The 21,819-nt window shown below is 49.3% G+C and carries 24 protein-coding genes; 1 reads left to right on the top strand and 23 read right to left on the bottom strand.

All coding sequences use genetic code 11. The features are described from left to right. Window positions 1-59 precede the first annotated feature (59 nt). The 12 genes from ACZ481_RS12810 to ACZ481_RS12865 all read right to left on the bottom strand — a co-directional run bounded on the left by ACZ481_RS12810 (window position 60) and on the right by ACZ481_RS12865 (window position 10,176). Window positions 60-260, bottom strand: a complete 201-nt coding sequence (locus ACZ481_RS12810) for a dodecin family protein (RefSeq protein ID WP_144350347.1) — start codon at window positions 258-260, stop codon at window positions 60-62. Between the two features lie 370 nt (window positions 261-630). After that, entirely contained in the window at window positions 631-1,380 is a 750-nt protein-coding gene (locus tag ACZ481_RS12815) for a SigB/SigF/SigG family RNA polymerase sigma factor (RefSeq protein WP_464770522.1), read from the bottom strand. Between the two features lie 9 nt (window positions 1,381-1,389). Further along, complete coding sequence (spoIIAB, locus tag ACZ481_RS12820) at window positions 1,390-1,836, bottom strand: anti-sigma F factor (RefSeq protein ID WP_464770523.1); 447 nt, start codon at window positions 1,834-1,836, stop codon at window positions 1,390-1,392. Window positions 1,837-1,850: 14 nt separating this feature from the next. Beyond that, window positions 1,851-2,186, bottom strand: coding sequence for an STAS domain-containing protein (locus tag ACZ481_RS12825; RefSeq protein ID WP_464770524.1), 336 nt, complete (start codon window positions 2,184-2,186; stop codon window positions 1,851-1,853). Between the two features lie 123 nt (window positions 2,187-2,309). Further along, window positions 2,310-3,479 (bottom strand): D-alanyl-D-alanine carboxypeptidase family protein, encoded by a 1,170-nt coding sequence (locus ACZ481_RS12830; RefSeq protein WP_464770525.1) that lies wholly within the window; start codon window positions 3,477-3,479, stop codon window positions 2,310-2,312. A 90-nt stretch (window positions 3,480-3,569) separates the two neighbouring features. Further along, a complete protein-coding gene (locus ACZ481_RS12835; RefSeq protein ID WP_464770624.1) occupies window positions 3,570-4,895 on the bottom strand; it encodes a pyrimidine-nucleoside phosphorylase in 1,326 nt (441 codons plus the stop codon). Window positions 4,896-4,944: 49 nt separating this feature from the next. After that, a complete protein-coding gene (locus tag ACZ481_RS12840; protein WP_464770526.1) occupies window positions 4,945-6,132 on the bottom strand; it encodes a phosphopentomutase in 1,188 nt (395 codons plus the stop codon). 39 nt (window positions 6,133-6,171) lie between these two features. Beyond that, entirely contained in the window at window positions 6,172-7,059 is an 888-nt protein-coding gene (gene xerD, locus ACZ481_RS12845) for a site-specific tyrosine recombinase XerD (protein ID WP_144350354.1), read from the bottom strand. A 119-nt stretch (window positions 7,060-7,178) separates the two neighbouring features. Beyond that, on the bottom strand, window positions 7,179-7,427 hold the full coding sequence (locus ACZ481_RS12850) for a hypothetical protein (RefSeq protein ID WP_464770527.1): 249 nt from the start codon (window positions 7,425-7,427) through the stop codon (window positions 7,179-7,181). A 309-nt stretch (window positions 7,428-7,736) separates the two neighbouring features. Next, window positions 7,737-8,375 (bottom strand): stage II sporulation protein M, encoded by a 639-nt coding sequence (spoIIM, locus tag ACZ481_RS12855; protein WP_464770528.1) that lies wholly within the window; start codon window positions 8,373-8,375, stop codon window positions 7,737-7,739. Window positions 8,376-8,444: 69 nt separating this feature from the next. Beyond that, complete coding sequence (locus tag ACZ481_RS12860) at window positions 8,445-9,632, bottom strand: endonuclease Q family protein (protein WP_464770529.1); 1,188 nt, start codon at window positions 9,630-9,632, stop codon at window positions 8,445-8,447. Next, window positions 9,625-10,176, bottom strand: coding sequence for an NUDIX hydrolase (locus ACZ481_RS12865; RefSeq protein ID WP_464770530.1), 552 nt, complete (start codon window positions 10,174-10,176; stop codon window positions 9,625-9,627). Before ACZ481_RS12865 ends, ACZ481_RS12860 begins: the two co-directional genes overlap by 8 nt. Before the next feature lie 79 nt (window positions 10,177-10,255). Here ACZ481_RS12865 and ACZ481_RS12870 point away from each other — a divergent pair, with 79 nt between their 5' ends. Beyond that, window positions 10,256-10,381, top strand: a complete 126-nt coding sequence (locus ACZ481_RS12870) for a hypothetical protein (protein WP_464770531.1) — start codon at window positions 10,256-10,258, stop codon at window positions 10,379-10,381. Here ACZ481_RS12870 and ACZ481_RS12875 read toward each other — a convergent pair whose 3' ends face one another. The 11 genes from ACZ481_RS12875 to ACZ481_RS12925 all read right to left on the bottom strand — a co-directional run bounded on the left by ACZ481_RS12875 (window position 10,382) and on the right by ACZ481_RS12925 (window position 21,807). Beyond that, window positions 10,382-11,044 carry a hypothetical protein gene (locus tag ACZ481_RS12875; protein WP_464770532.1) on the bottom strand — a complete coding sequence of 221 codons (663 nt, stop codon included), beginning with the start codon at window positions 11,042-11,044 and terminating at the stop codon, window positions 10,382-10,384. A gap of 12 nt (window positions 11,045-11,056) precedes the next feature. Beyond that, a complete protein-coding gene (buk, locus tag ACZ481_RS12880) occupies window positions 11,057-12,130 on the bottom strand; it encodes a butyrate kinase (RefSeq protein WP_464770533.1) in 1,074 nt (357 codons plus the stop codon). Window positions 12,131-12,273: 143 nt separating this feature from the next. Next, window positions 12,274-13,062, bottom strand: a complete 789-nt coding sequence (spo0A, locus tag ACZ481_RS12885) for a sporulation transcription factor Spo0A (RefSeq protein WP_464770534.1) — start codon at window positions 13,060-13,062, stop codon at window positions 12,274-12,276. A 275-nt stretch (window positions 13,063-13,337) separates the two neighbouring features. Next, the gene (spoIVB, locus tag ACZ481_RS12890; RefSeq protein ID WP_464770535.1) at window positions 13,338-14,726 is read right to left on the bottom strand and encodes a SpoIVB peptidase; all 1,389 of its coding nucleotides are present in this window, start codon (window positions 14,724-14,726) and stop codon (window positions 13,338-13,340) included. Between the two features lie 198 nt (window positions 14,727-14,924). Then, on the bottom strand, window positions 14,925-16,634 hold the full coding sequence (gene recN, locus ACZ481_RS12895; RefSeq protein WP_464770536.1) for a DNA repair protein RecN: 1,710 nt from the start codon (window positions 16,632-16,634) through the stop codon (window positions 14,925-14,927). Between the two features lie 12 nt (window positions 16,635-16,646). Continuing rightward, window positions 16,647-17,117: an arginine repressor gene (gene argR, locus ACZ481_RS12900; RefSeq protein ID WP_464770537.1), complete on the bottom strand. Its 471-nt coding sequence runs from the start codon at window positions 17,115-17,117 to the stop codon at window positions 16,647-16,649. 13 nt (window positions 17,118-17,130) lie between these two features. After that, entirely contained in the window at window positions 17,131-17,691 is a 561-nt protein-coding gene (gene mnmM, locus ACZ481_RS12905) for a tRNA 5-(aminomethyl)-2-thiouridylate-methyltransferase MnmM (protein ID WP_464770538.1), read from the bottom strand. Continuing rightward, a complete protein-coding gene (locus ACZ481_RS12910; protein ID WP_464770539.1) occupies window positions 17,678-18,547 on the bottom strand; it encodes an NAD(+)/NADH kinase in 870 nt (289 codons plus the stop codon). Before ACZ481_RS12910 ends, mnmM begins: the two co-directional genes overlap by 14 nt. 14 nt (window positions 18,548-18,561) lie before the next feature. Next, on the bottom strand, window positions 18,562-19,380 hold the full coding sequence (locus ACZ481_RS12915) for a TlyA family RNA methyltransferase (RefSeq protein WP_464770540.1): 819 nt from the start codon (window positions 19,378-19,380) through the stop codon (window positions 18,562-18,564). Beyond that, on the bottom strand, window positions 19,377-21,305 hold the full coding sequence (dxs, locus tag ACZ481_RS12920) for a 1-deoxy-D-xylulose-5-phosphate synthase (RefSeq protein ID WP_464770541.1): 1,929 nt from the start codon (window positions 21,303-21,305) through the stop codon (window positions 19,377-19,379). Before dxs ends, ACZ481_RS12915 begins: the two co-directional genes overlap by 4 nt. A gap of 55 nt (window positions 21,306-21,360) precedes the next feature. Next, the gene (locus ACZ481_RS12925) at window positions 21,361-21,807 is read right to left on the bottom strand and encodes a divergent PAP2 family protein (protein ID WP_464770542.1); all 447 of its coding nucleotides are present in this window, start codon (window positions 21,805-21,807) and stop codon (window positions 21,361-21,363) included. Window positions 21,808-21,819: the final 12 nt, after the last annotated feature.

The following is a 21,819-nucleotide window of genomic DNA, read 5'->3' on the forward strand; positions in this document are numbered from 1 at the left end:
AATTCATATAATGACAAAGAGTGCCAGCGGCACTCTTTGCAATACACCCATATTTAATGTTAGTGCTGAACCTGAAAAGCTACCTTTACATCGGCCTTGTATTCAGCTATGTGGCCGTTATCGACGTTGGCAGTAAAATTTGTTACTTCCACACCCAAAATCGCGTCAACCGTTTTTGCGGCCTCGAGAACGGCATTGTCGACAGCGTCAGTCCAGTTGTGGCGGGATGTTCCCACAAGCTCGATTACTTTTACAACCATAATTACTACCCCCTAATACTGATTATGTTAGATGAACAGTATTAGTTTGTGCAGGATTTAAATTGTTATGCCAAAGAAAAACCTGCTTCGCCTTAATCGGTGTTTTTTTGGGCAGATCAGCTTCAAAATACAGCCAGGCCGCTGTGCTGCCGGCCATCAGTAAAAAGAACAGAAACAAGTAAATAATACCTTTGATTTTCAGCTTGCTAATAACACTATTGCTCATCAATTATCACCTCTGCCTATATTATGCCCAGATCAGCGCGCTTTTTATTAGAAAAACTTGTCTTGCACAATGCCGTAAGGTGAGCGTTGGCTGAGAAATTGGAAAAGCGCCCCTGTCAGGGCGCTAATATAAAAAGAATTGCTGTTAAGAGGTCTGTAACAATTCGCGGATAATTTTTAATGCCTGTTTTTCAATTCGCGATACCTGTACCTGAGATAAGCCGATAATTTCAGCAATTTCAGCCTGGGTCTTGTCACTAAAAAAGCGTAGATAGATTACCGTTCGTTCTTTCACCGGCAACCGGCCCAGCACCTCTTTTAAGGCCAGTTTATCAAAATAGGCGCTATCCTGGCCGTCGGAATGGATCAACTGGTCAAGCAGATGGATCGTATCACTGCCGTCACTTCCCTGAAAGGCCTGCTCGTAGATTGATACCTGGGGCTGAACGGCTTCCAGGGCCGATACAATCTCCTGCGGCGCCAGTGACAACTCTCTGGCTATCTCGCCGATTGTCGGTTCCCTGCCTAAATCGCCCTGCAGCTTTTCCTGCGTTTTATGAACACGATAAGCTAATTCTTTTAACGGGCGGCTGACTTTAATCGGGTTATCATCCCGGATAAAGCGGCGGATCTCGCCAATAATCATCGGCACGGCATAGGTGGAAAACTTAACGCTAAAATTGAGGTCAAAGCGCTCAATGGCTTTTAACAATCCGATACAGCCGATCTGAAACAAATCATCCCATTCGTAACCGCGATTGGTAAACCGGTGGACAATGCTGCGGACTAAATTTAAATTATTTTCAAGAATCCGTTCGGTAGCTATCTCTTTAACAGCAGGCTCTGCCGACTGAGCTTTGAGTAATAGCTCTTTAAACTCCTCCTCATTGAGCATATGTTTCACCTAATGCTCGGTGACTGGCACAAGCATTTTGGCCATTCTCACCGTTGTACCCTGATTTAATTCGGATTTAACCTCAAGCTCATCCATAAACGATTCCATAAAGACAAACCCCAGTCCCATTCGTTCCGGATCGCTGGAATAGGAAGGCTGGCGGGCTTCTTCAATATTGGCAATTCCCCGGCCGTAATCAATCACCGTAAATTCAAGCTTATCCGCATACAGGATCATGGTTAATTCAACATACCTGGGTTCCTGCGTATCGGCGCCATAGCCATGAATGACTGCATTAGACACTGCCTCGGAAACAGCGACTTTAATCTCATCGATTTCTGTAAGTGTCAATTCGAGCTGGGCCGCAAAAGCTGCTGCTGCTGCTCTGGCGAAACCAACATTCTCATTGCTGCTTAGCAGAGAGAGTTTTATTTGATTCTTTATTTTCGCATCCATTCCCTATGGCCCCCTTATAGCAGCTCAAAAGCTTGCTCTTCTGATTTACAAATGGTTAGAATTTTCATTAAGCCGGCTAATTCAAAAATTCGCCGGACATTTGGTTCCAGATGGACAGCAAGCATTTTCCCGCCAAGCTGGGCGATTCGTTTGTAACGGCCGAGAATAACTCCCAAACCTGAGCTATCGATAAAATCAACACCTTGTAAATTGATTAAAATATGCTTAGCCCCCGTCTCATCTAATTCTTTGTCCACTATTTCCCGAAATTCATTGGCCCCGCAAATGTCAAACTCCCCTTCCGGCCTGATCACTAAAACACCTTGCTTCATAACTGTAACGACTTTCAACAACATAACCTCCTACTTTTACTTTATAATCTAAGCAATTCGCTAAAAGGAAATATTTTCCTGCAAAATCCACAAAAAAACTGTGGAAATATTTACCACAGTTTTTGCTCTGGCGGTTTGAAATTATCTTGATAAATTAAACATATTGGTAATCATATCCTGGAAAATTTTTATTAACCCGGCTTTTTCAATTGATTTTTCCGCAAGCAAATCAACTTTTCCTACTTCTTTACCGTCTTGCAGGACAATTAGCTCCCCGTATTTCTGGCCTTCTGCCACCGGGGCATTCACAGTTGAGTCTGCTACAATCTTTTTTTGCAGATTTTTATTTTGCCCTTTACCGACAATTAAATTTAAATCCTGGGCGGCAATAAGCTGAATTTCCTTATCCACCCCTTTGTTGACCTTGAGCCGTTCCACAACGGTGCCTTGCGTGACAATCGGCACGGCTGAGAAATTAGCAAAGCCCCAGTCAAGGAGTTTCATGCTTTCCCGCAAATGCGACCGTGGCTCAGGGGTGGCAAATACCGCTGCAATAAGCCGCAGGCCGTCGCGTTTGGCACTACCGACAAAACAGTACTTAGCTTCTTCTGTCCAGCCGGTTTTTAAACCGTCGCCGCCTTTATACCACCATAACAGTTTATTAGTATTGACCAACCAGTTTTTTCCGTCTCTGAGCCAGGTTTCTTTAATACCGCACATATCCATGTAAAGTGGATGTTTGACAGCTTCCCTGCCAATCAAGGCGGCGTCATAGGCGCTCATATAATGCTCGGTTGTTGGCAGGCCATTGACATTATTAAAATGGGTATTGGCAAGTCCCAGGGCTTCAGCCCGCTGATTCATAGCCTCAACCGCGGCCTGCTCACTGCCATAAATATGCTCCATTAAGGCGACTGCGGCATCATTGGCACTAACGACCGCCACCGCTGACAGCAGGTCTTTCACTGTCATTATTTCACCAGGCTCCAGCCAAATCTGGGACCCGCCCTGCCGCCAGGCGTTTTCACTGGCATTAACTTCATCGGCAAGATTTATCCGGCCCTGTTCAACCGCTTCAACCGCCAGCAATAAGGTCATAATTTTGGTTACACTGGCAGGCGGAAGCCGCTTATGGGGGTCTTTCTGAAAAAGTACAGTACCGTTCTCATCCATAAGTACAGCCGATACGGCACTAGTATTTAACTGGGTGCCAGGCTGTGGCTGTTTGGCTGTTGGTGCCGGCGCACTGAAGGCAGTGGCAACACTCAAGACAAAGAACAGTAACGTTACCAGCGCGATTTTTCGAATCACTGCAAACACTCCTTTCTTTTAAAATTATCATCTCCCATATTAAAAGCGCTTAAACAGGGAATTTAAAACAAAAAAAACCTGACAATGATGTCAGGCTGGCTGGAGGCCCTGGGAAGTGACGATCCCCATGATTACCGGCCCGCTTTCTGCCGGCTGCGTGTCAACACTAACCGCTTTTTTTACAATGGCTGCTGCTTGCTGCAGCTTCGACTCAGTATTGCTATAGAGGGTGGCCAGTGGCTGGTCCGGCCTTACGGGCTGGCCCAGCCGGCAGGTTAAAGCTACTCCGGCCGCCAGGTCGATGCTTTGTCCCTTATGTTCGCGCCCTGCCCCCAGCAGCATGGCGGCATAACCAATTTGCGCAGCATCGATCTTGTTAACAAAACCCTGGTGATTGCTGGTGACTGCAAGCTGATAACGGGCTTGCGGCAGCTTGTGAGCATCGTGCAGGACAGCTGCATCACCACCTTGCGCCGTGATCAATTCACCTAATTTGGCGAGGGCCTGTTTGCTGTCCAGCAAAGCGGTCAGCTGCTGACGGGCTGCTGCTGGCGTAGGGGCTTTGCCACCCATAACCAGCATATGCGAGCCAAGGGCCAGGCAGACTTCGCGCAGTGCCGGCTCTCCCTGTCCTGACAATACCTCAATGGCCTCTCTGACCTCCAGGCTGTTGCCGACGGCGGTTCCCAGCGGCTGTTCCATACTTGTTAGCAGCGCAATGGTTTCTCTGCCGACCAGTTGGCCAATACGGACCATTGTTTCTGCTAAGGTTATAGCCGCGGTTTTGTTTTTCATAAAGGCACCGCTGCCAACTTTAACATCAAGAATAATCTTATCCGCGCCGGCGGCAATCTTTTTGCTCATAATTGAGGAGGCGATCAGGGGAATGCTCTCCACCGTCGCCGTTACATCCCGGAGTGAGTACAGTTTGCCGTCAGCCGGGGCGATCGCGGCCGACTGGCCGGTAATGGCAATATTGTATTTTTGCAGATTGGCAATAAACTCGGCGAGCGCCAGCGTGGTTCTGAAGCCCGGAATCGCTTCCAGTTTATCGATGGTGCCGCCGGTAAACCCCAGCCCCCGGCCGGACATTTTTGCCACAGGCACCCCGGCCGCTGCCACCAGGGGGGCCAGTATCAGCGTAGTCGTATCGGCTACCCCGCCGGTACTATGTTTGTCCACTTTGATACCGGTGACCTGGCTTAAGTCGACCGTCTCGCCGGATGTTGCCATGGCCATCGTCAAGGTAGCTGTTTCCCGGTCTGTCATCCCCTGGAAATAGACTGCCATCAGCCAGGCTGCCATTTGATAATCAGGCACTGCATCGGCCGTATAGGCTTTAATCAGGTGGATAATCTCGCTGTCTGCGAGCTCCAGCCCATCCCGTTTTTTGGTAATCATGTCGGTAACACGCACTGGTACTTCATCTCCCATTCTATCGTTTTGAGAAAGCTGAAGTACAACTTCACCTCAAAAGGTCATCTAAAAAGCTTTGGCCAAACGCCAGCGGCGGCAGGTTAAAGTTAGCAGCTACCGTGGCTCCCACGTCGGCAAAGGTTGATCTTATTCCCAGATTAATGGCTGCTGCGCTTGGGGATAAACCGTGGTGATAAGCTAAAACCGGCACATATTCCCGGGTATGGTCAGTTCCCGGCCGCGTGGGATCACAGCCGTGGTCGGCAGTGATGATGAGCAAATCGCCGGCAGTCAGCTCAGACATAAAAACACCTAACGCCTTGTCAAAATCCTCAAGCGCCCGGGCATAACCGGCCACATCATTGCGATGGCCGAAGACGCTGTCAAAATCAACCAGGTTGGCCATGATTAATCCGTCCGGCTGCTTCCGGGCGGCCAGATGAGTAAGAATCTCCATACCGTGCTGATTAGATTTTGTCGGGTAAGATTGCGTCAACCCCCTGTTGGCATAAATATCAGCTATTTTGCCAATGCCTGTGACAGCAAAACCGGCCAGCTTCAATGCATCAAGCACTGTTGCCGCCGGTGGTTCCAGACTATAGTCATGGCGATTGGCAGTCCGGAGAAAGCTGCCTGGTTTACCGATAAACGGCCTGGCAATAATGCGTCCTACCGCATGTTGGTTGATAAAGACTTTCTCTCTGGCAATCCGGCACAACTCATATAACCGTTCAAGGGGGATCACTTCTTCATGGGCGGCAATCTGGCAAACACTGTCGGCCGATGTATACACAATCGGCTGCCCTGACAGCATATGCTGCTCTCCCAGTTCGGCAATGATTTCAGTTCCTGATGCGGCTTTATTACCTAAGATACTAAGCCCGGTATAGAATGTGAATTTTTCAATAAGTTCCGGCGGAAAACCGGCCGGGTAGACGGGAAAAGAGGAAAACAACGGGCAGCCGGCTAATTCCCAGTGTCCACTGGTGGTATCTTTGCCTTTTGATAGCTCAGCCATTTTGCCAAAAGCGGCTGCTGGGCGGGCGGCTGGCTGGATACCGGCAATGGGTTCAATGTTCCCCAGCCCCATTGCCGCCAGGGCCGGCAAACAAAGACCACCTGTGGCAGCAGCAATATGTACCAGTGTATTGGCGCCGGCATCGCCGTATTCAGCTGCGTCAGGCATTGCTCCGATACCTACACTGTCAAGTACAATAACAAATATTCGTTTGAACAAATCCTATAGCCCCTCTTTTAACAATTTAACTTACTTATATTATGCGCGGGGATGGGTTTTATCATAAACTTCTTTCAGGCGATTTTTAGTTACATGGGTATAAATCTGGGTCGTCGATATGTCCGCATGGCCCAGCATCTCTTGGACTGAACGTAAATCCGCCCCGTTTTCCAGGAGATGGGTAGCAAATGAATGGCGTAAGGTGTGAGGGGTTATCTCTTTGGTAATGCGTGCTTCCATCGCATATTTTTTAATAATTTTCCAGAAACCCTGACGGGTCAGCCTGTTGCCATGATGATTTACAAACAAGGATGATTCTTCATAGGTACGCACCAGTTTGGTCCGGCCTTTGCCGATATATTCCTGTACGCACTTGGCTGCAATGGAGCCCAAAGGCACAATGCGTTCCTTAGCCCCTTTGCCATAGCACTTAATATAGCCCATGTCAAGATTTACATCAGAAATGTTCAGGGATATTAATTCCGATACCCTGATGCCGGTTGCGTACAGCAGTTCAAGCATGGCTTTGTCCCTAAGTCCGGTAGGCTGAAAGGTATTAGGCTGTTTTAACAATTCTTCCACTTCGCTGATAGACAGAATCCGGGGCAGCTTTTTTTCCAGCTTGGGCGATTCCAGGTTTACGGCAGGATCTTTTTCAAGATGGCGTTCGCGGACAAGATATTGATAAAAAGATTTTATTGCCGCAAGATTACGCGATATCGTTGAAACAGCCCGCCCCTTTACCTGGAGGCTGTTTAGGTAACTTAGGATGGTGTCGCGGTTAGAATTTCGTAAAAAATCTAATTGACTATTTTGCAAATATGTTTGGAATTGACGTAAGTCCCGCCCGTAGGATTCTAGCGTATTTTGAGCTAATCCCCGCTCGACTGCAAGATAGTTAATAAATTCATTAACATACGATTCCATTTTATTTTACCACCCTTTTTTCTTCCCAATTTCGAGCCGACATTCAGTTTCCGATCTAGCTACTTTATTCAACAAGAAGTTTACTTTTCCTTTATTTGTCTATAATCTTTCGTAAAGTTTTACAGTTTTTTTGTTACTGTCTGCCAACAGGTGTCATACTGTAAGTTTGCCAAGCCGCCGGAAATCATGACCCGCAGTGGTTTTTCCAACAGATGCTGGTCACGCATTTTCAAGCCAGGGTTATTTAATTCCCAGAACATGGTCATTAATTTCGGTAGAATATAGAAAATAATAAGCGTTAATAGGACGATTTTTACATATAACTTGGACTTTTTTATGATATTGCGCAGAGAAAACGTCACTACCATGCGCTCTACTTCCCTCCTCCCGCCCATTAATACCTTGACCGAATTAAAATTTGGCTATTTGGGGGAGCTTTTCACTCCATCACCTACCGGCTCACTAAAACTAACGAATCAGTTAGCTTCCGCCGCCGCGCGCTGGACAGAAAAATATCCCCGCAACCTGACCTTAATTTTGAACCCGGCCAAGGTACCAGCTTGCATTCCGGCTTAACTTAATATCATACATATTCGTTAAATAGCAGGTTTATGCGTGATTTGGATTTGATTAAGGTAAATAAAGAAAAGACTGCCTGTTATGCAGTCTTTCTTTGCTTACCTCAAAATAAGCTGGGCCACTGTTTTCATAAAAACCGGTGAAACATAAACTTCTATCAGCGCGGCACCGATCATAACAACAAGCATGGCTAAACAAAAAACAGAATAGACAAGGGAATTATAAAGCAAATTCGCTTTACTTTTATTGCGCTTTACCAGCATCAAGGAGAAGGAAGTTGCCGCTACACCTGTTGCCAATAGGGCGGGAACAGCAAAAAAATTATGGGGCAGTACCGACACCAGGGCAAATAACAGCCCTTTCATGATGTATTCATTGACCAAGAACCCCACAGTAAAGCCAATGACAAATCCCCGCAGGCAAACCATAAACAAAACAAACGGGATACCGACAATGGTAAAGCCTAACAGCCACATGATAACGATTACCTTGATGTTGCTGACTAATACCCCGGTCAACAGGGCCTGGGTATCGCCGGCAGCGTTCTGCGGATCAGCCAAGCCCTGGAAAAAAACCCGTAAGTAACCGACAAGCTCGGCTTTTTGGTCATCAGGCAGTGTCTTTACAGCCATAGCACCAATGACTATCCCGATAACAAAAATAAGGATCATAAAAAAATAGGCAACAATATTTGCACGGATATAATCGGCAGTATTCTTGCGAAGCAGTTTTAGCATGCATGTACCTCCCTGCCAGTACCTGCTACAATATATGTCCTGCTAAAACTGTTTAGACCTATTTGTCCATTAGTTTTTAACCAGACGGCCGTAAATTCCCCCGCCCCCGGCAGCGATCGCCGCTGTTCCTGCCCGGGCCCGCATAATAAAATCCGTTACTTTTGCACCGGCAATATGTTGTAACTCAACCTGCCCGGCCCTATGGACAATCGCCATTTCTGTCTCAAATTCAGCCAGGAGCCGGTCTTTGATTTTTTTTCCCAGCCCGGGAATAAACTCCAGCGGCACCTGGTAGAAATAGTCCGGCCGGTGCAATGGATGGTGCGGTTCCCTGTAATCGGCAATCCGGCTGATACGGTCATAGACGCCGGTAATCAGACTGGTGCCGCCGCATTCCGGACAGCAGGCCCCGGCGACGCCGCTTTTATCTGTAAAACCGCAGGCCGGGCAAAAAGTGCGGTGGTATTTTCCCAACTGCGGATTAAGGCCATAGTTGGCAATGACCTGCCGGCCGGCTGTACGGGCTAAGGCCTGAGCCACCTCCTGGAACGATAATGCCGCCAGCGACAGGATATTATATTCGCGGGCGATCTTATCCAAGGAGTGAGCATCGGAATTGGTGACAAAGGTGTAACCGGCCAGTTCGCTGATCCGGTCGGCCAAATCGCTGTCAGCACTCAGCCCCAGCTCAACTGCGGCCAGACGGCTAAGTTCCCGGTCCGATAAAATCGCCGACAGGCGCGTACAGCAGGTGCCATATACGCTTTTATGCGGGGTAAAGACATGGGCGGGTACAATAAGCGCATCGAAACTGCCGGCGATCGCGACCAGTTTCTGCAGGGGCATGTGGGCATTTTGCGAGCTGAGACTGATATTGCGGATAAATTGGCTCATATACGCCGAAAATGCTGCCATTGTCTGCAGATCCGGCATAAAGGCCAGCGTATGGGCCAGGCCCCCGCCGGCCTCCCTTGTTTCGATTTCCGCGCCAAGGAGGAGCAGTGTTTTTTCTTTATAAAGATACCCGCCGTTAGGTACCGGCACCAGCAAGCCTTCTTCGGTCAGTCTTTTTATATCTGCCAGTACCAGGGGGGACAGGGCATCCACAATGCCGATGATGTTCATCCCTTTGCGGTCCGTTGCTTCCGCCAGAATTCCGCGGACCGTTAACTTGCGGGAGGTGGGGATTTTAACCCACTTACCGCTTTCGCTCATGCCGACATGAATATGCAAGTCGGCAAAATACTGTTTAAACATGTACCGGTATCCCGGCCAGATATAAGGCGACTAAACTCTTGGCATCGCAGATTTCCCCCCTGGCAACCATGCCGGCAATCTGAACGGGGGTATATTGTTCGCTGTTAATAAACTCGTCTTCATCAGGCTCCTGGGCTGATTTGACCAAATCCTCCGCGAGAAATATATGGATGATTTCATCAGAAAAGCCAGGTGTCGTATACATTGAGGTTAATTTGCGCAGTGTATTGGCGGTAAAGCCGGTTTCCTCAGCCAGTTCCCTGAGGGCACAGGCTGCCGGTGCTTCGCCGGGATCAAGCTTGCCGGCGGGAACCTCCAGCATTACCTGCTGCACAGGATGCCTGTACTGCCGAACCAGGATGACTTTGCCATCGGCAGTCAGCGCGATCACAGCCACTGCTCCCGGATGCTCAACAACCTCTCTGGTCCCGCCCTTGCCGTTTGGCAGCAGGACCTCATCGCGGCGCAGGTTTATCACCTTTCCCTCGAATAAACGGGTTGAATGTAGTAGTTGTTCATGAAACTCTGTTTCCGTATGTGGCATATCAATGCCCCCCTTAATTCAGTCTGGCATATTTTTCAAATAACCGGCATATATTACCTCCAGAAGGAGGGATGTCCCAGTGACAACGATTTCCCACAAGGGCTTTTATTTCAGCGGTAAAATAAAAGACTTGCTGAAAGAATTGCACAACCTGAGCAAAGAGTATCACACTTTGCAGGAGGTTGTTATAAAAGGCCGGCAATAATTAATCCATCCAGGGATAATGCGTATACGGCGTCAGGATAAACAGGGGCCTGCTGCTTTGCACAGAGCCTGCCAGCCAGGCCGGGACAACCAGCCATTTGACAGGCAGGTTCAGGGCGGCGGCGGCCTGCTCAACAATAGCCAGGCCGGCTGTTACCTGCTCGGCCGTCGTTTCCGCACCAAGATTGGTATTGCTGACCAAACCGCTGATTTTGAGGCGGGAAACCTGTTCAATCCGCTGCAGTGTGTCCCTGATGCCCGCGGCGCTGGCGGTAAAAGGCCGGCGGGTATTAACAACCAGCAGGGCCTGATAGCTGGTCTGATCAAAATATCGTTTCAACTGGCCTAACGCAATGGCTGATTCGCCGCCGCCGGCATCCATAACCACCCGGCCAGTGGTTTGCGAAAATAGTTCATTTAAGTTTTGCGGCAGGATGGGCAGATCGGCATGGGACAAGCGCGGATCAGGCGCAATGACAGTAACACCGTTTTTTTCCAGCAGCTCGCGATTTTCCCTGGTCCGGAAATAAGGCTTAACCAGATCCATATCGACGATGGCCGTTGCCTGGCCGGCCTGCTGTAATTGCAATGCATAATTAACAGCGAGCTCGGTTTTGCCACTGCCGAATTCACCCACAAATATCGTTATCCGATAATCTTCCATGCAGTTATCCTTCTATTCATAGATTTTGGCCTCTTCTTCCCCGCACAATATCCGGAGCGCGCCTGCCGCCAGCGCGGCACATTCATCCTCCCCGGGGTAGACGAGCACCTGGCTGATAAACGCCACCCGCTCACTGATCATGTTAGTCAGCAGCCGGGAGTGGGCCAGGCCGCCGGTTAGGACAATGGCGTCAAGCCGGCCTTTGACTACTGTGGCCATAGCCCCGATCTCCTTGGCTATCTGATAGGCCATCGCTTCATAAATAAGCGCGGCCTGAGCGTCGCCGCCCGCAATGCGCTCCTCAATCTTCCGGCCGTCATTCGTGCCGAGATGGGCGACCAGACCCGCTTGCCCTACCAGCTTCTTTTTTATATCCGCCAATGCATACTCGCCCGCAAAGCACATGTTAACTAAGGCATGGGAAGGCAAAGCACCGGCGCGTTCAGGCGAAAACGGGCCGGCATCATTAGGATTTGTTACATCAATCATCCGCCCGTGCTGTTGTATTCCCACCGATATGCCGCCCCCCAGGTGAACCAGGACTAAAGTCAGTGAATGATAATCCTTGCCTACATCTCCGGCCACACGATGGGCAACCGCCTTTAGATTAAGGGCATGGAACAAACTGCGGCGGGAGATTTCCGGCAACCCGGTAATTCTCGCTATTGGTTCCAGTTCATCAACACTGACCGGATCGACAATAAACGCGGGAATCCCCGCTTGCCCGGCGAGGCCTCTGGCCAATAATCCTCCCAGATTGGAGGCATGTTCAGTCTGTACACCGACCTTTAAGTCCCGGGCCATCGCTTCATTTACCCCGTATGTGCCACTCGCCATTGGTTTCAGGGGGCCGCCGCGCCCAACCACAGCAGCTAAATCACTAATCCGGATATGATGAGCGGCCAGCGCAGCTTCCACCAGTTGGCGCCGGTAATCATACTGATCATAGATCCGCTCGAACTGACCCAGCTCTTCACTGCTATGACGGATAACCTGCTCAAACTCTTGCCGCTTATTACTATAGACGGCTATTTTTGTTGAAGTTGAACCGGGATTGATTGCCAATATTTTATACTGCTCCAGCATGGTTAGCCCCCAATATCTAATTTTACATGACAACGATATTATTTTATTCAGTACGGCAAGAAAAAAATCCTGCAATGCCAAACAACAAACCTTGCCGCATCGCGCCGGCAAGGTTTGTTGTGGGAACGGGTTAATGTTTTTAGCTAACTGGCCCGCATTTCCATGCGCAGTTTATCGGCAATCATTGCCATAAATTCTGAATTGGTGGGTTTGCCTTTATCCAGTTTGATTGTGTAGCCAAACAGCTTATTGATCATTTCAATATTGCCCCGGTTCCAGGCTACCTCAATAGCATGGCGGATGGCCCGTTCGACCCGGCTGGGGGTGGTTGAATATTTTTCTGCAATCATGGGATAGAGCACCTTCGTTACGGCTCCTAATAATTCTACCTCGGCAATAATCATCATAATCGCATCGCGGAGATATTGGTAACCCTTGATATGGGCCGGAATGCCAATCTCCCGGATAATATTTGTCACTTCCACATCCATCGGCCGGGTTTTAACGACCTGGGCGGTAGCGGCGGCTACCGGACGGGTGGTAATCAAAGTACCCGCTAGTTGTCTGATGCGATTGATAAGTACGTCCATGTTAAATGGCTTTAACACGTAATAATCGGCACCCAGTTCGACTACCCGCTGCGTAATATTCTCCTGGCCAAACGCAGTCAGCATAATAATTTTCGGACGCTTATGCGCTGAAACATTAATACGCTCCAAGACACCGATTCCGTCTAAATGCGGCATAATTATATCTAAAACTATGACATCCGGAGATTGTTCTTCAATAATAGATAACATCTGCTCTCCGTTAAAGGCCACCCCAACCAACTCAATATCAGGCTCCCGGTTAAGACATTCCTGCAAAATCTCCGAAAATTCCTTGTTGTCGTCAGCGATAGCCACCTTAATTGTTTCTCTTGCCATTACCATTGGAATCCTCTCCCTGCTAAATCGTATAAATTACTATATTCTATGTATTCGACAAACTTGCACCATTTCCTTCCTGGTTTGGAAAAAGAATCCATTTTATTTTTTCTGTAAAATCTAAATCTTATCTTAATTATATAGATAGCCTGAGAATGTGACAAGTATTTTTAAAATTATCGGCACTAAAAACTGCCAGACCGGTTAGATCCGGGTTAAGCCAAAATAAAGAAAATACGGCTTGCGCCGAGCCTTAGCGAAAATGGAAGCCGGTGTTGCCCTTATCCAGGGAAAGTTAACCTTTCTATCAGGACAAAAAAACTGCCAGAAAACGTAAAGAGTTTTCTGGCTGAATGGCGTTCTTTTTTAGGGATTATACCACTTTCCATGAGCATCCAGTCGATGAAGCAGCCATAACCGCTTGTCGGGTCATGGACAAAAACATGGGTAACGGCACCAACTATTTTACCGTTTTGAATAATAGGGCTGCCACTCATGCCCTGGACAATCCCGCCGGTTTTTTCGATCAATTTTGGATCAGTTACTTTAATAACCAGGCCTTTGCTTTCCGGCAATTCCTGTAGATTTATTTTCTGGATTTCAATACTGAACTGTTCGATTGTCTGCCCGTCCACTACGGTCAGCATTTCTGCCGGCCCGACCTGTACCTGGCTCATAGAGGCGATAGGAATGGCCTGAGGGTATTTGTCATTCGGCAGTGTCGCCGTTAATTCACCATAGATGCCAAAGGGGGTGTTTTTATTAATATGCCCCAATAATTGATCTTCTTCAATAAATACGCCGATTTTTTCGCCCGGATGGCCGCGGGTGCCATGCTGAATGCCGGAGACTGTGGCCAGTACAATTTTGCCCTGTTCGCAGTCAATCGGCTGGTTCGTGTCACTGTCGGTAATAATATGGCCGAGAGCGCCGTAGATTTTTGATTCCGGCTCATAAAATGACAGTGTGCCGACGCCTGCGGCACTGTCACGCACAAACAAACCGATTCGATACCGTTTGGTATCATGGCATAACGCCGGTGACACATGAATATGTTGCTGCCCGTCGGCCCGCTTGATCAGGACATCAATGGCCCGGTTGTTTTTCCCGTTTTCGTCAATAATCTCGGCTACCTGGGTATCGCTTTGCACCGGAATGCCATTAATGCTGATAATGACATCCCCTACGGTAATACCGGCATCTTTGGCCGGCGTTACATACTGGCCCTGCATGTTAAGGACCGGTGAATTGCCGACAACAATGACACCTTGTGACCGCAGCATGACACCAATGGAATGACCGCCTGGAATCAGCTTAACCGGTGGCAGCACGTCCACCTGTACCGTTCGGAACGGTATGATGCCGAATAGTTTAAACTCGACAGTGGACTGTCCAAGCTTCACAGGTTCAAGCGATACGGGACGCGATAAGGCAATAATTGGCATAGTTTCATGGGTTTGCACACGAATACTGCCACCATCATGCCTGACGTTAACGGTCAGCGGGAAATTAACGTCAAACAGGGCCGACTCACCTTCGATAATCCGGATATGCACGGGAAGACCGTAAATGCTGCGGAATTGGGGAGAAAGACAAAATGCAAAGATTGCGCTGATAATTAATACTGCCCAAATCAGCCTGCTGCTCAATAGCTGGTTAAATCTTGTCATATTTTCTTCCATCACTCCCTATTACATTCTTCCCAAAATTGCCACTCAGCCTTTCATTTGTTTTCTTTTTTTGTGTCAACCGGTTGCAAACTTAAAGTTTCCCGAATTTAGAGGGGATTATTCCGGAATTATTAGCATTTATTGACTTGGAAGCTCATTTTTGGCCTTTTAGGCAAAAAAAATAGCGCAAGCTCAAGCTTACGCTTTATATTTCCAATTTGCTTTTTTTTTCATTGACATTTCTAACATTTGAGCCGCATTCTCCAGGGAAAGCCGGGTTATATCGCCTGAGGCCATACGCGCCAATTCCCGTAATTGACGATCATGAGTCAGCCTGGTTACCCGGGTTACTGTTCTCTCCTCTGCCAGCACTTTTTCGATATAAATATGGCTGTCAGCCATCGAAGCAATTTGCGGCAGGTGGGTGATACATAAAACCTGTTTGTTGAAAGCAGCGATTCTGGCAATTTTTTCCGCCACCTTTTGGGCGGTTTGGCCGCCAATGCCGGCATCAACCTCATCAAATACCATGGTGGCCGTTTCCTCCCGTTCAGCGCAAACTGTTTTTATGGCCAGGGCGAGACGTGATAATTCACCGCCTGATGCCACCTTTTGCAATAATCTGGGCTCCTCCCCCGGGTTGGCGGAAAACAGAAAAACCACATCATTGGCACCGGCTGCCCCATAGTGGTCAGTGCGTCTGACCTCCACGCTGAATTGGGCTTTAGGCATCCCCAGATCCGCCAGATGACTTGCTATTTGCCGGCCCATTTCCGCTCCGGCCAGCCGTCTTAGCTTGTCAAGCTCAGCGGCGGCCTCCTGCATTTGCCGCTGGAGTTCCGCTTCTTGCTGTACAAGACTGCTTATGCGCTCATCATGATGGGTAATGGCCGCCAATTCTTCGGCCGCCTGTTCATAATACGCCAATATCTCCCGGACTGTTGAACCGTATTTTTTTTTCAGCCTGTGAATCACATCAAGCCGGTCTTCTAGTTTAGCTAATGTAGCCGGGTTAAAATCCATATTTTCATGATAATCCCTGAGCTCACCCATCGTTTCTTCCAGCTGGTACAGTGATTCGGTTACAACCGCCAGCTGTTGATTAATACTTTCATCAAAGCGGGCGGCCGATTCCAGATCCCTTTTTATATCAGCCAGGCAGGCTATGATGCCATTAAAGCCTTTACTCCCCTGGCTCAGCAGCATGTAGGAACGGGATACGGCATGAGAAATTTTTTCCGCATTGGCCAGAACCTTAACCTGGCTCTCCAGTCGGTCTTCCTCGTCCGGCCTTAAGGCGGCGGCGGCAATCTCCTGTGTTTGCCAGGCAAGCATCTCTTCGCGCTGCAGGCGTTCCCGGGAATCCTGACTGCTTTTGGCCAATTCGTTTTTTACTCTCTGCCATTCCCGGTACACACTGCGGTATTGCATAAGTTTGGTTCTTAGGCCGGGGGCAAAGGCATCGGTAAGCTCCAGATGCGTTTCCGGCTTTAACAGGGCCTGATTTTCGTGCTGGCCATGCATATCCACAAGCTTTTCACAAAAATTTCGCAACATGCCCAGTGTTACCTGGCAGCCGTTGATATGGATGGAGTTCTTGCCATGTTTGCTTAAGCGGCGGGCAATAATCACCGTGTTGTCGTCATCAACAGCAATCCCCTGCTCAGCCAGAATGGAGTGCAGGCAATCAACACCTGTTATGTCAAAAACTGCCTCGATGCGGAAATGATCAGTGCCTGAGCGGATAGAGTCAGCGGAGGCTCTGCCGCCGATAATGGCTGACAGGGCATCGATCACAATAGATTTACCGGCTCCTGTTTCTCCAGTCAGGATATTAAGACCAGGTACAAACTCAATATGCGCCTTGTCAATCAGAGCAAAATTGACGACAGTAAGTGACTTTAACATGATTACCTCTCCTCAAACTATGCCGGTTCCGCTGCCCATTAGGGACCGGAATTTAGCAATAACCTGCGGTACGGCCTCCATCGGTTTTACCAGGACAAAAATAGTATCATCACCGGCTACTGTACCAATAATCTCAGGCCATTTCACATAGTCAATGGTATAAGCCACGGCCTGGGCGGTTCCGGGCAGGGTGCGAAGGACGACAATATTCTGACTGGAATCGATGGCGACAATAGAATCCTGAAACGTCCGCTCCAGCCGGGCCTGGGACATAATAATATTTTGTTCGGGCGGAAATGCATACCGGTACCGGCCATCGCCTGTCGGCACCTTAATCAGCATAAGCTCCTTGATATCACGGGAAACAGTAGCCTGGGTAACATCAATACCATGCTTGCTTAGAGCCTCAGCCAGGTCCTCCTGGGTTTCGATTATATACCGGTCAATAATTTCTTTAGTCTTTGAGTGACGCAAAGCCTTCAAGCTATCCACTCCCTTATCTTCTCTCAATTAGATACAGAATTGGCGGCAAGTTCGATTGGTTTACCATTGACCAGCAGGCAACAGAGAACTTTTTTTGATCAATGGCAGCCAGATAGCGGTGCAATTCCCGGAGTTCCAGCCGGCCCTGCTCAAAACCGGGATAGGCGGCGATCGTAATCAGTCCTTCCGTATTGAGCAGCGCCAGGGTTTGCTCAATCGCCCGGATGGTTGTTGCCGGGAGCGTGCTCAGCGTGTGGTCGCCGCCCGGCAGGTAGCCCAGGTTGAACATCGCCGCATCTACCGGCTGGTTTATATAGCGGGTTATATGAGCGTGACAGTCTAAGGTAAGGCGCACCTTAGCAGCCAGCTTATGTTTGGCAAGCAGGTCCCTGGTTGAGGCGAGAGCCTGGGACTGAATGTCAAAAGCCCAGACAACAGCGGCGGCGGGCGTATTAGCTGCCAGGAACAAGGTATCTTTACCATTGCCGGCAGTGGCATCAACAACCAGACTGGCGGTGGCCAGCCTGGTTGTCAGCAGCCGCTGCGCCATCATAACGGCATTAACTATTTCCATTCTGGTCGCCCCGCCGTAATTTAGTACGCAGTTTTTCATAATAGCTCTTGCCGGTAAACCGGATGAAGCGGGCCCGAAAAGGTGAGCGCCGGACCACTACCGTATCATCGGGCAGCAGATTATACACCGTTTGCCCATCCACAGTAAGGACGATATCCTCATGGGGCGCCTGCATCCGAATTTTTATTTCCTCGTTTTCGGAAATGACCAAAGGCCGTGAATGCAGTGTATGGGGGCAAATGGGCGTAATGACAATTACCTTCAGCTCAGGGTTGATAATAGGTCCGCCTGAGGAGAGGGAATAACCTGTTGAACCGGTTGAAGTGGCAATGATCAGCCCATCGGCAGGATAGTCGGCTGTCAGCTCTTCCCCGATAAACAATTTTAATTTTATCATACGCGAGAAACCGCCTTTGGCGACAACAACATCATTTAATGCCGGCGAGATGTAAATCGGGTTGCCGTTGCGGATGACAACAGCATCCAGCATCAGGCGTTCTTCAATATAATAATCACCGCCCAGCAGCCTGTCCAAGGCAGTATTCAGATCAGGCACCTCAATTTCCGTTAAAAATCCCAGCGTGCCCATGTTTACACCACAGACAGGAATACCGAACGGAGCAATTTCCCTGGCGGTATGCAGCAGTGTGCCGTCGCCACCCAGGGTAATGCCGAAGGTAATATCATTCTTTACGCATTCCATTCTTCCTGCCAAATAAGTACATTTAAGTTCCAGAGCAGCCTCTTCCGGCACCACCACGTTAACATTATGTTCTTTAAAATACTGCACAATCCAGCCCAACACGGTATTAATACTCTGTTTTTTCGTGTTGGGAAACAACCCTACAGTCAACACCCCGTATTCCCCCGTCATCCCGCTAAATTGGCATGGGCCTCAGCAACTACGCCGGCAATACTTGTCTCATCTACGGCAGCAGCGGCCGGATAATTAGCTAAATATAAAAGGTATTCAATATTGCCTTCTGGTCCCTTAACAGGTGAAAAAGTCAGTCCCAGCGGTACCAGTGCGAGCGAGCCAGCCATATTCACGACATTGTTAATCACTTCACGATGAACTGCAGGATCCCGGACAACCCCTTTTTTGCCGACTTTTTCCCGGCCTGCTTCAAACTGTGGTTTAATGAGTGCCACCACTTCTCCCCGAGGAGCAAGCAGGGTTTTCACCACCGGCAACACTTTGGCGAGGGAGATAAAGGCCACATCAATCGAGATAAAATCTAATAGTACGCCCAAATCGGCCGGCGTTACATTGCGGATATTGGTGCGTTCCATATTGATTACCCGGGGGTCGGTCCTCAGGGACCAGGCTAATTGCCCATACCCGACATCAATGGCATATACCTTCACCGCGCCATTCTTAAGGGCGCAGTCGGTAAAGCCGCCGGTTGAGGCGCCGACATCAGCCATTGTTTTCCCCGCCAGGTCCAGGTTAAACCGCGCCAGTGCCTTAGCCAGTTTAAGCCCGCCGCGGCTGACAAAGCCAATATTGTCGCCGTGCACAATGATTCTGGCGGTGGCCGGCACAACCGTGCCCGCTTTATCTAATTTTTGGCCGTCCACAGTGACCAGTCCGGCCATAATATAAGCCTTGGCCCGTTCCCGGCTGCCGGCCAGCCCTTTTTCGACCAGCAATATATCAAGACGTTCTTTGGTGCGTGTCTCTGTCATTTCCGTACTCCAAACTGACGGATAAAAGCCTCGGCACTGGCGGCAATGCCCTGATGATCCAGGCCGTGCCGGGCCAGTAAATGGTTCCGGGGGCCATGCTCGATATATTTGTCAGGCAATCCCAGCCGTAATACCTTTACCCAGTTCAGATGCTGGGCATTAATATATTCAAGCACGGCGGAGCCAAACCCTCCTGCCAGCACATTATCCTCGACTGTGATGATTATGCCTTTATCCCTGGCCAGCTGACGGATCAGCTGCCCGTCCAGGGGTTTGACAAAGCGGGCGTTGACCACGCCGGCAGCAATGCCTTTATCTGCCAGCAGGGCCGCTGCCTGGCAACAAGCGGCAGCCATTGTCCCAATTGCCAGAAATACCACATCTTTTCCGGACAAAAGCTCCTCTGATTTTCCCAGCTCAAGCTGAGTAAAATCAGCTTTGCCCTCGGCCCCTACGCCACTGCCGCGGGGATAGCGAATCGCCACCGGGGCATTAAGCTGTGTCGCCGTATAGAGCATGTGCCGGAGCTCCTCTTCATCTTTAGGGGCCATCATGATGATATTCGGTATATGGCGCAGGAAAGAATAGTCAAACACACCGTGGTGAGTGGCTCCATCTTCGCCAACAATCCCGGCCCGGTCCAGCATAAAGATAACCGGCAGATTCTGCAGGCACACATCATGCAGGATCTGGTCATAGCCCCGCTGCAAAAAAGTAGAATATATGGCAACCACCGGCCGTTTGCCCTGGGTCGCCATCCCGGCCGCCAAAGTAACGGCATGCTGCTCGGCAATACCCACATCAAAAAAACGCTCAGGAAACCTGGCCGAGAATTTCTTTAAACCGGTCCCCTCCGGCATAGCTGCCGTTATGGCGACAATATCAGGGTTCTGCTCGGCCAGTTTTACCAACGTATCGCCAAAGACCTGGGTATACGAAGGGGCCCCCCCGTTTTTAATTATTTCACCTGTTTCGATACAGAATGGTCCGACCCCGTGAAACTTATCGGCATTGCATTCTGCCGGTGCATACCCTTTGCCTTTTTGCGTAAGCAAGTGAATAAGCACCGGACCCTTAATGCCTTTGGTTTTGGCCAGCACATCCAGAATCAGCGGGATATTATGCCCGTCAATGGGGCCAAAATAGGTGAAGCCCAGTTCTTCAAACAACATTCCCGGTACCAGAAAATATTTCAGACTGTCTTTTACCCGCTCCGCTGTCTTGGCAACACTTTCACCGATGGCCGGAATCCGGCGCAATAGGTATTCAATATCATGCTTCACCTTGGAATAGGTGGGCGCAGTCCGCATTTTTGCCAGATATTCCGACATGGCCCCCACATTTTTGGCAATAGACATTTCATTGTCGTTTAAGATCACTGTCAGATTGATATTCAGGTGGCCGGCATGATTGAGCGCTTCATACGCCTGGCCGCCGGTAAGCGAGCCATCGCCGATGATACCGATAACATTATACTTGTCGCCTGACATATCACGGGCCAGCGCTACGCCTAAGGCTGACGATATGGAGGTACTGGAATGGCCCACCCCGAATACATCATGCGGGCTTTCGCATCTTTTGGGAAAGCCGCTGATACCCCCGGTCTGCCTGAGGGTGGAAAACTGGCGGTGCCGGCCGGTTAATATTTTATGGACGTACGCCTGATGCCCCACATCCCAGATGAATTTATCATTGGGGCTGTTGAAGGTTCTGTGCAGCGCCAGTGTCAGCTCCACAACCCCCAAGTTAGGCGCCAAATGTCCGCCGTTAGCGGATACTGTATGTATAAGAAGCTCGCGGATTTCACCGGCGAGCTTTTCCAATTGCCCTAAAGAAAGACTTTTAAGGTCTTGTGGCCCGTTAATGCCATCAAGCAATATCCCCAAACCAACTTCCCCGCTTTCCTTGACAGAAGTCATATCCATTATTTAAAATGAATGTATTTTCAAAACATATTATAGCACAGTTCAGGACTAACATTCATCTACAAAATACATAAAACGCATAGGCTATAAGGGTGCCGTGCACCGCACCGCCCAACACTTCCAGCGGTGTGTGCCCTAATAATTCTTTCAGTCTTGTGTCCCTGACTTTGTGTTCGACCCGCATTTCCCGTACTAATTTATTAATCACTTTCGCCTGCTTGCCTGCTGCCCGGCGTACGCCGGCAGCATCGTACATGACAATGCCGGCCAGGACAACGGCTAGCGCAAACAAACTGGAATCCAGACCTTCTTTAAGGGCTGTGCCAACAGCCAGGCTGACCACCAGCGCCGTATGCGAACTGGGCATGCCGCCGGCGCCGACAAGCCGTTCGGCGTTGAAGGCCCCATGGCGCCAGTAAGAGGTTATTGCCTTTAATACCTGGGCGGTAAACCATGCAGTAATGGCAGTCATTAATATAATATTTTTCCCAATTCCCGCCATAAATTCGAACAT

It is taken from the genome of Sporomusa intestinalis (assembly GCF_055383785.1).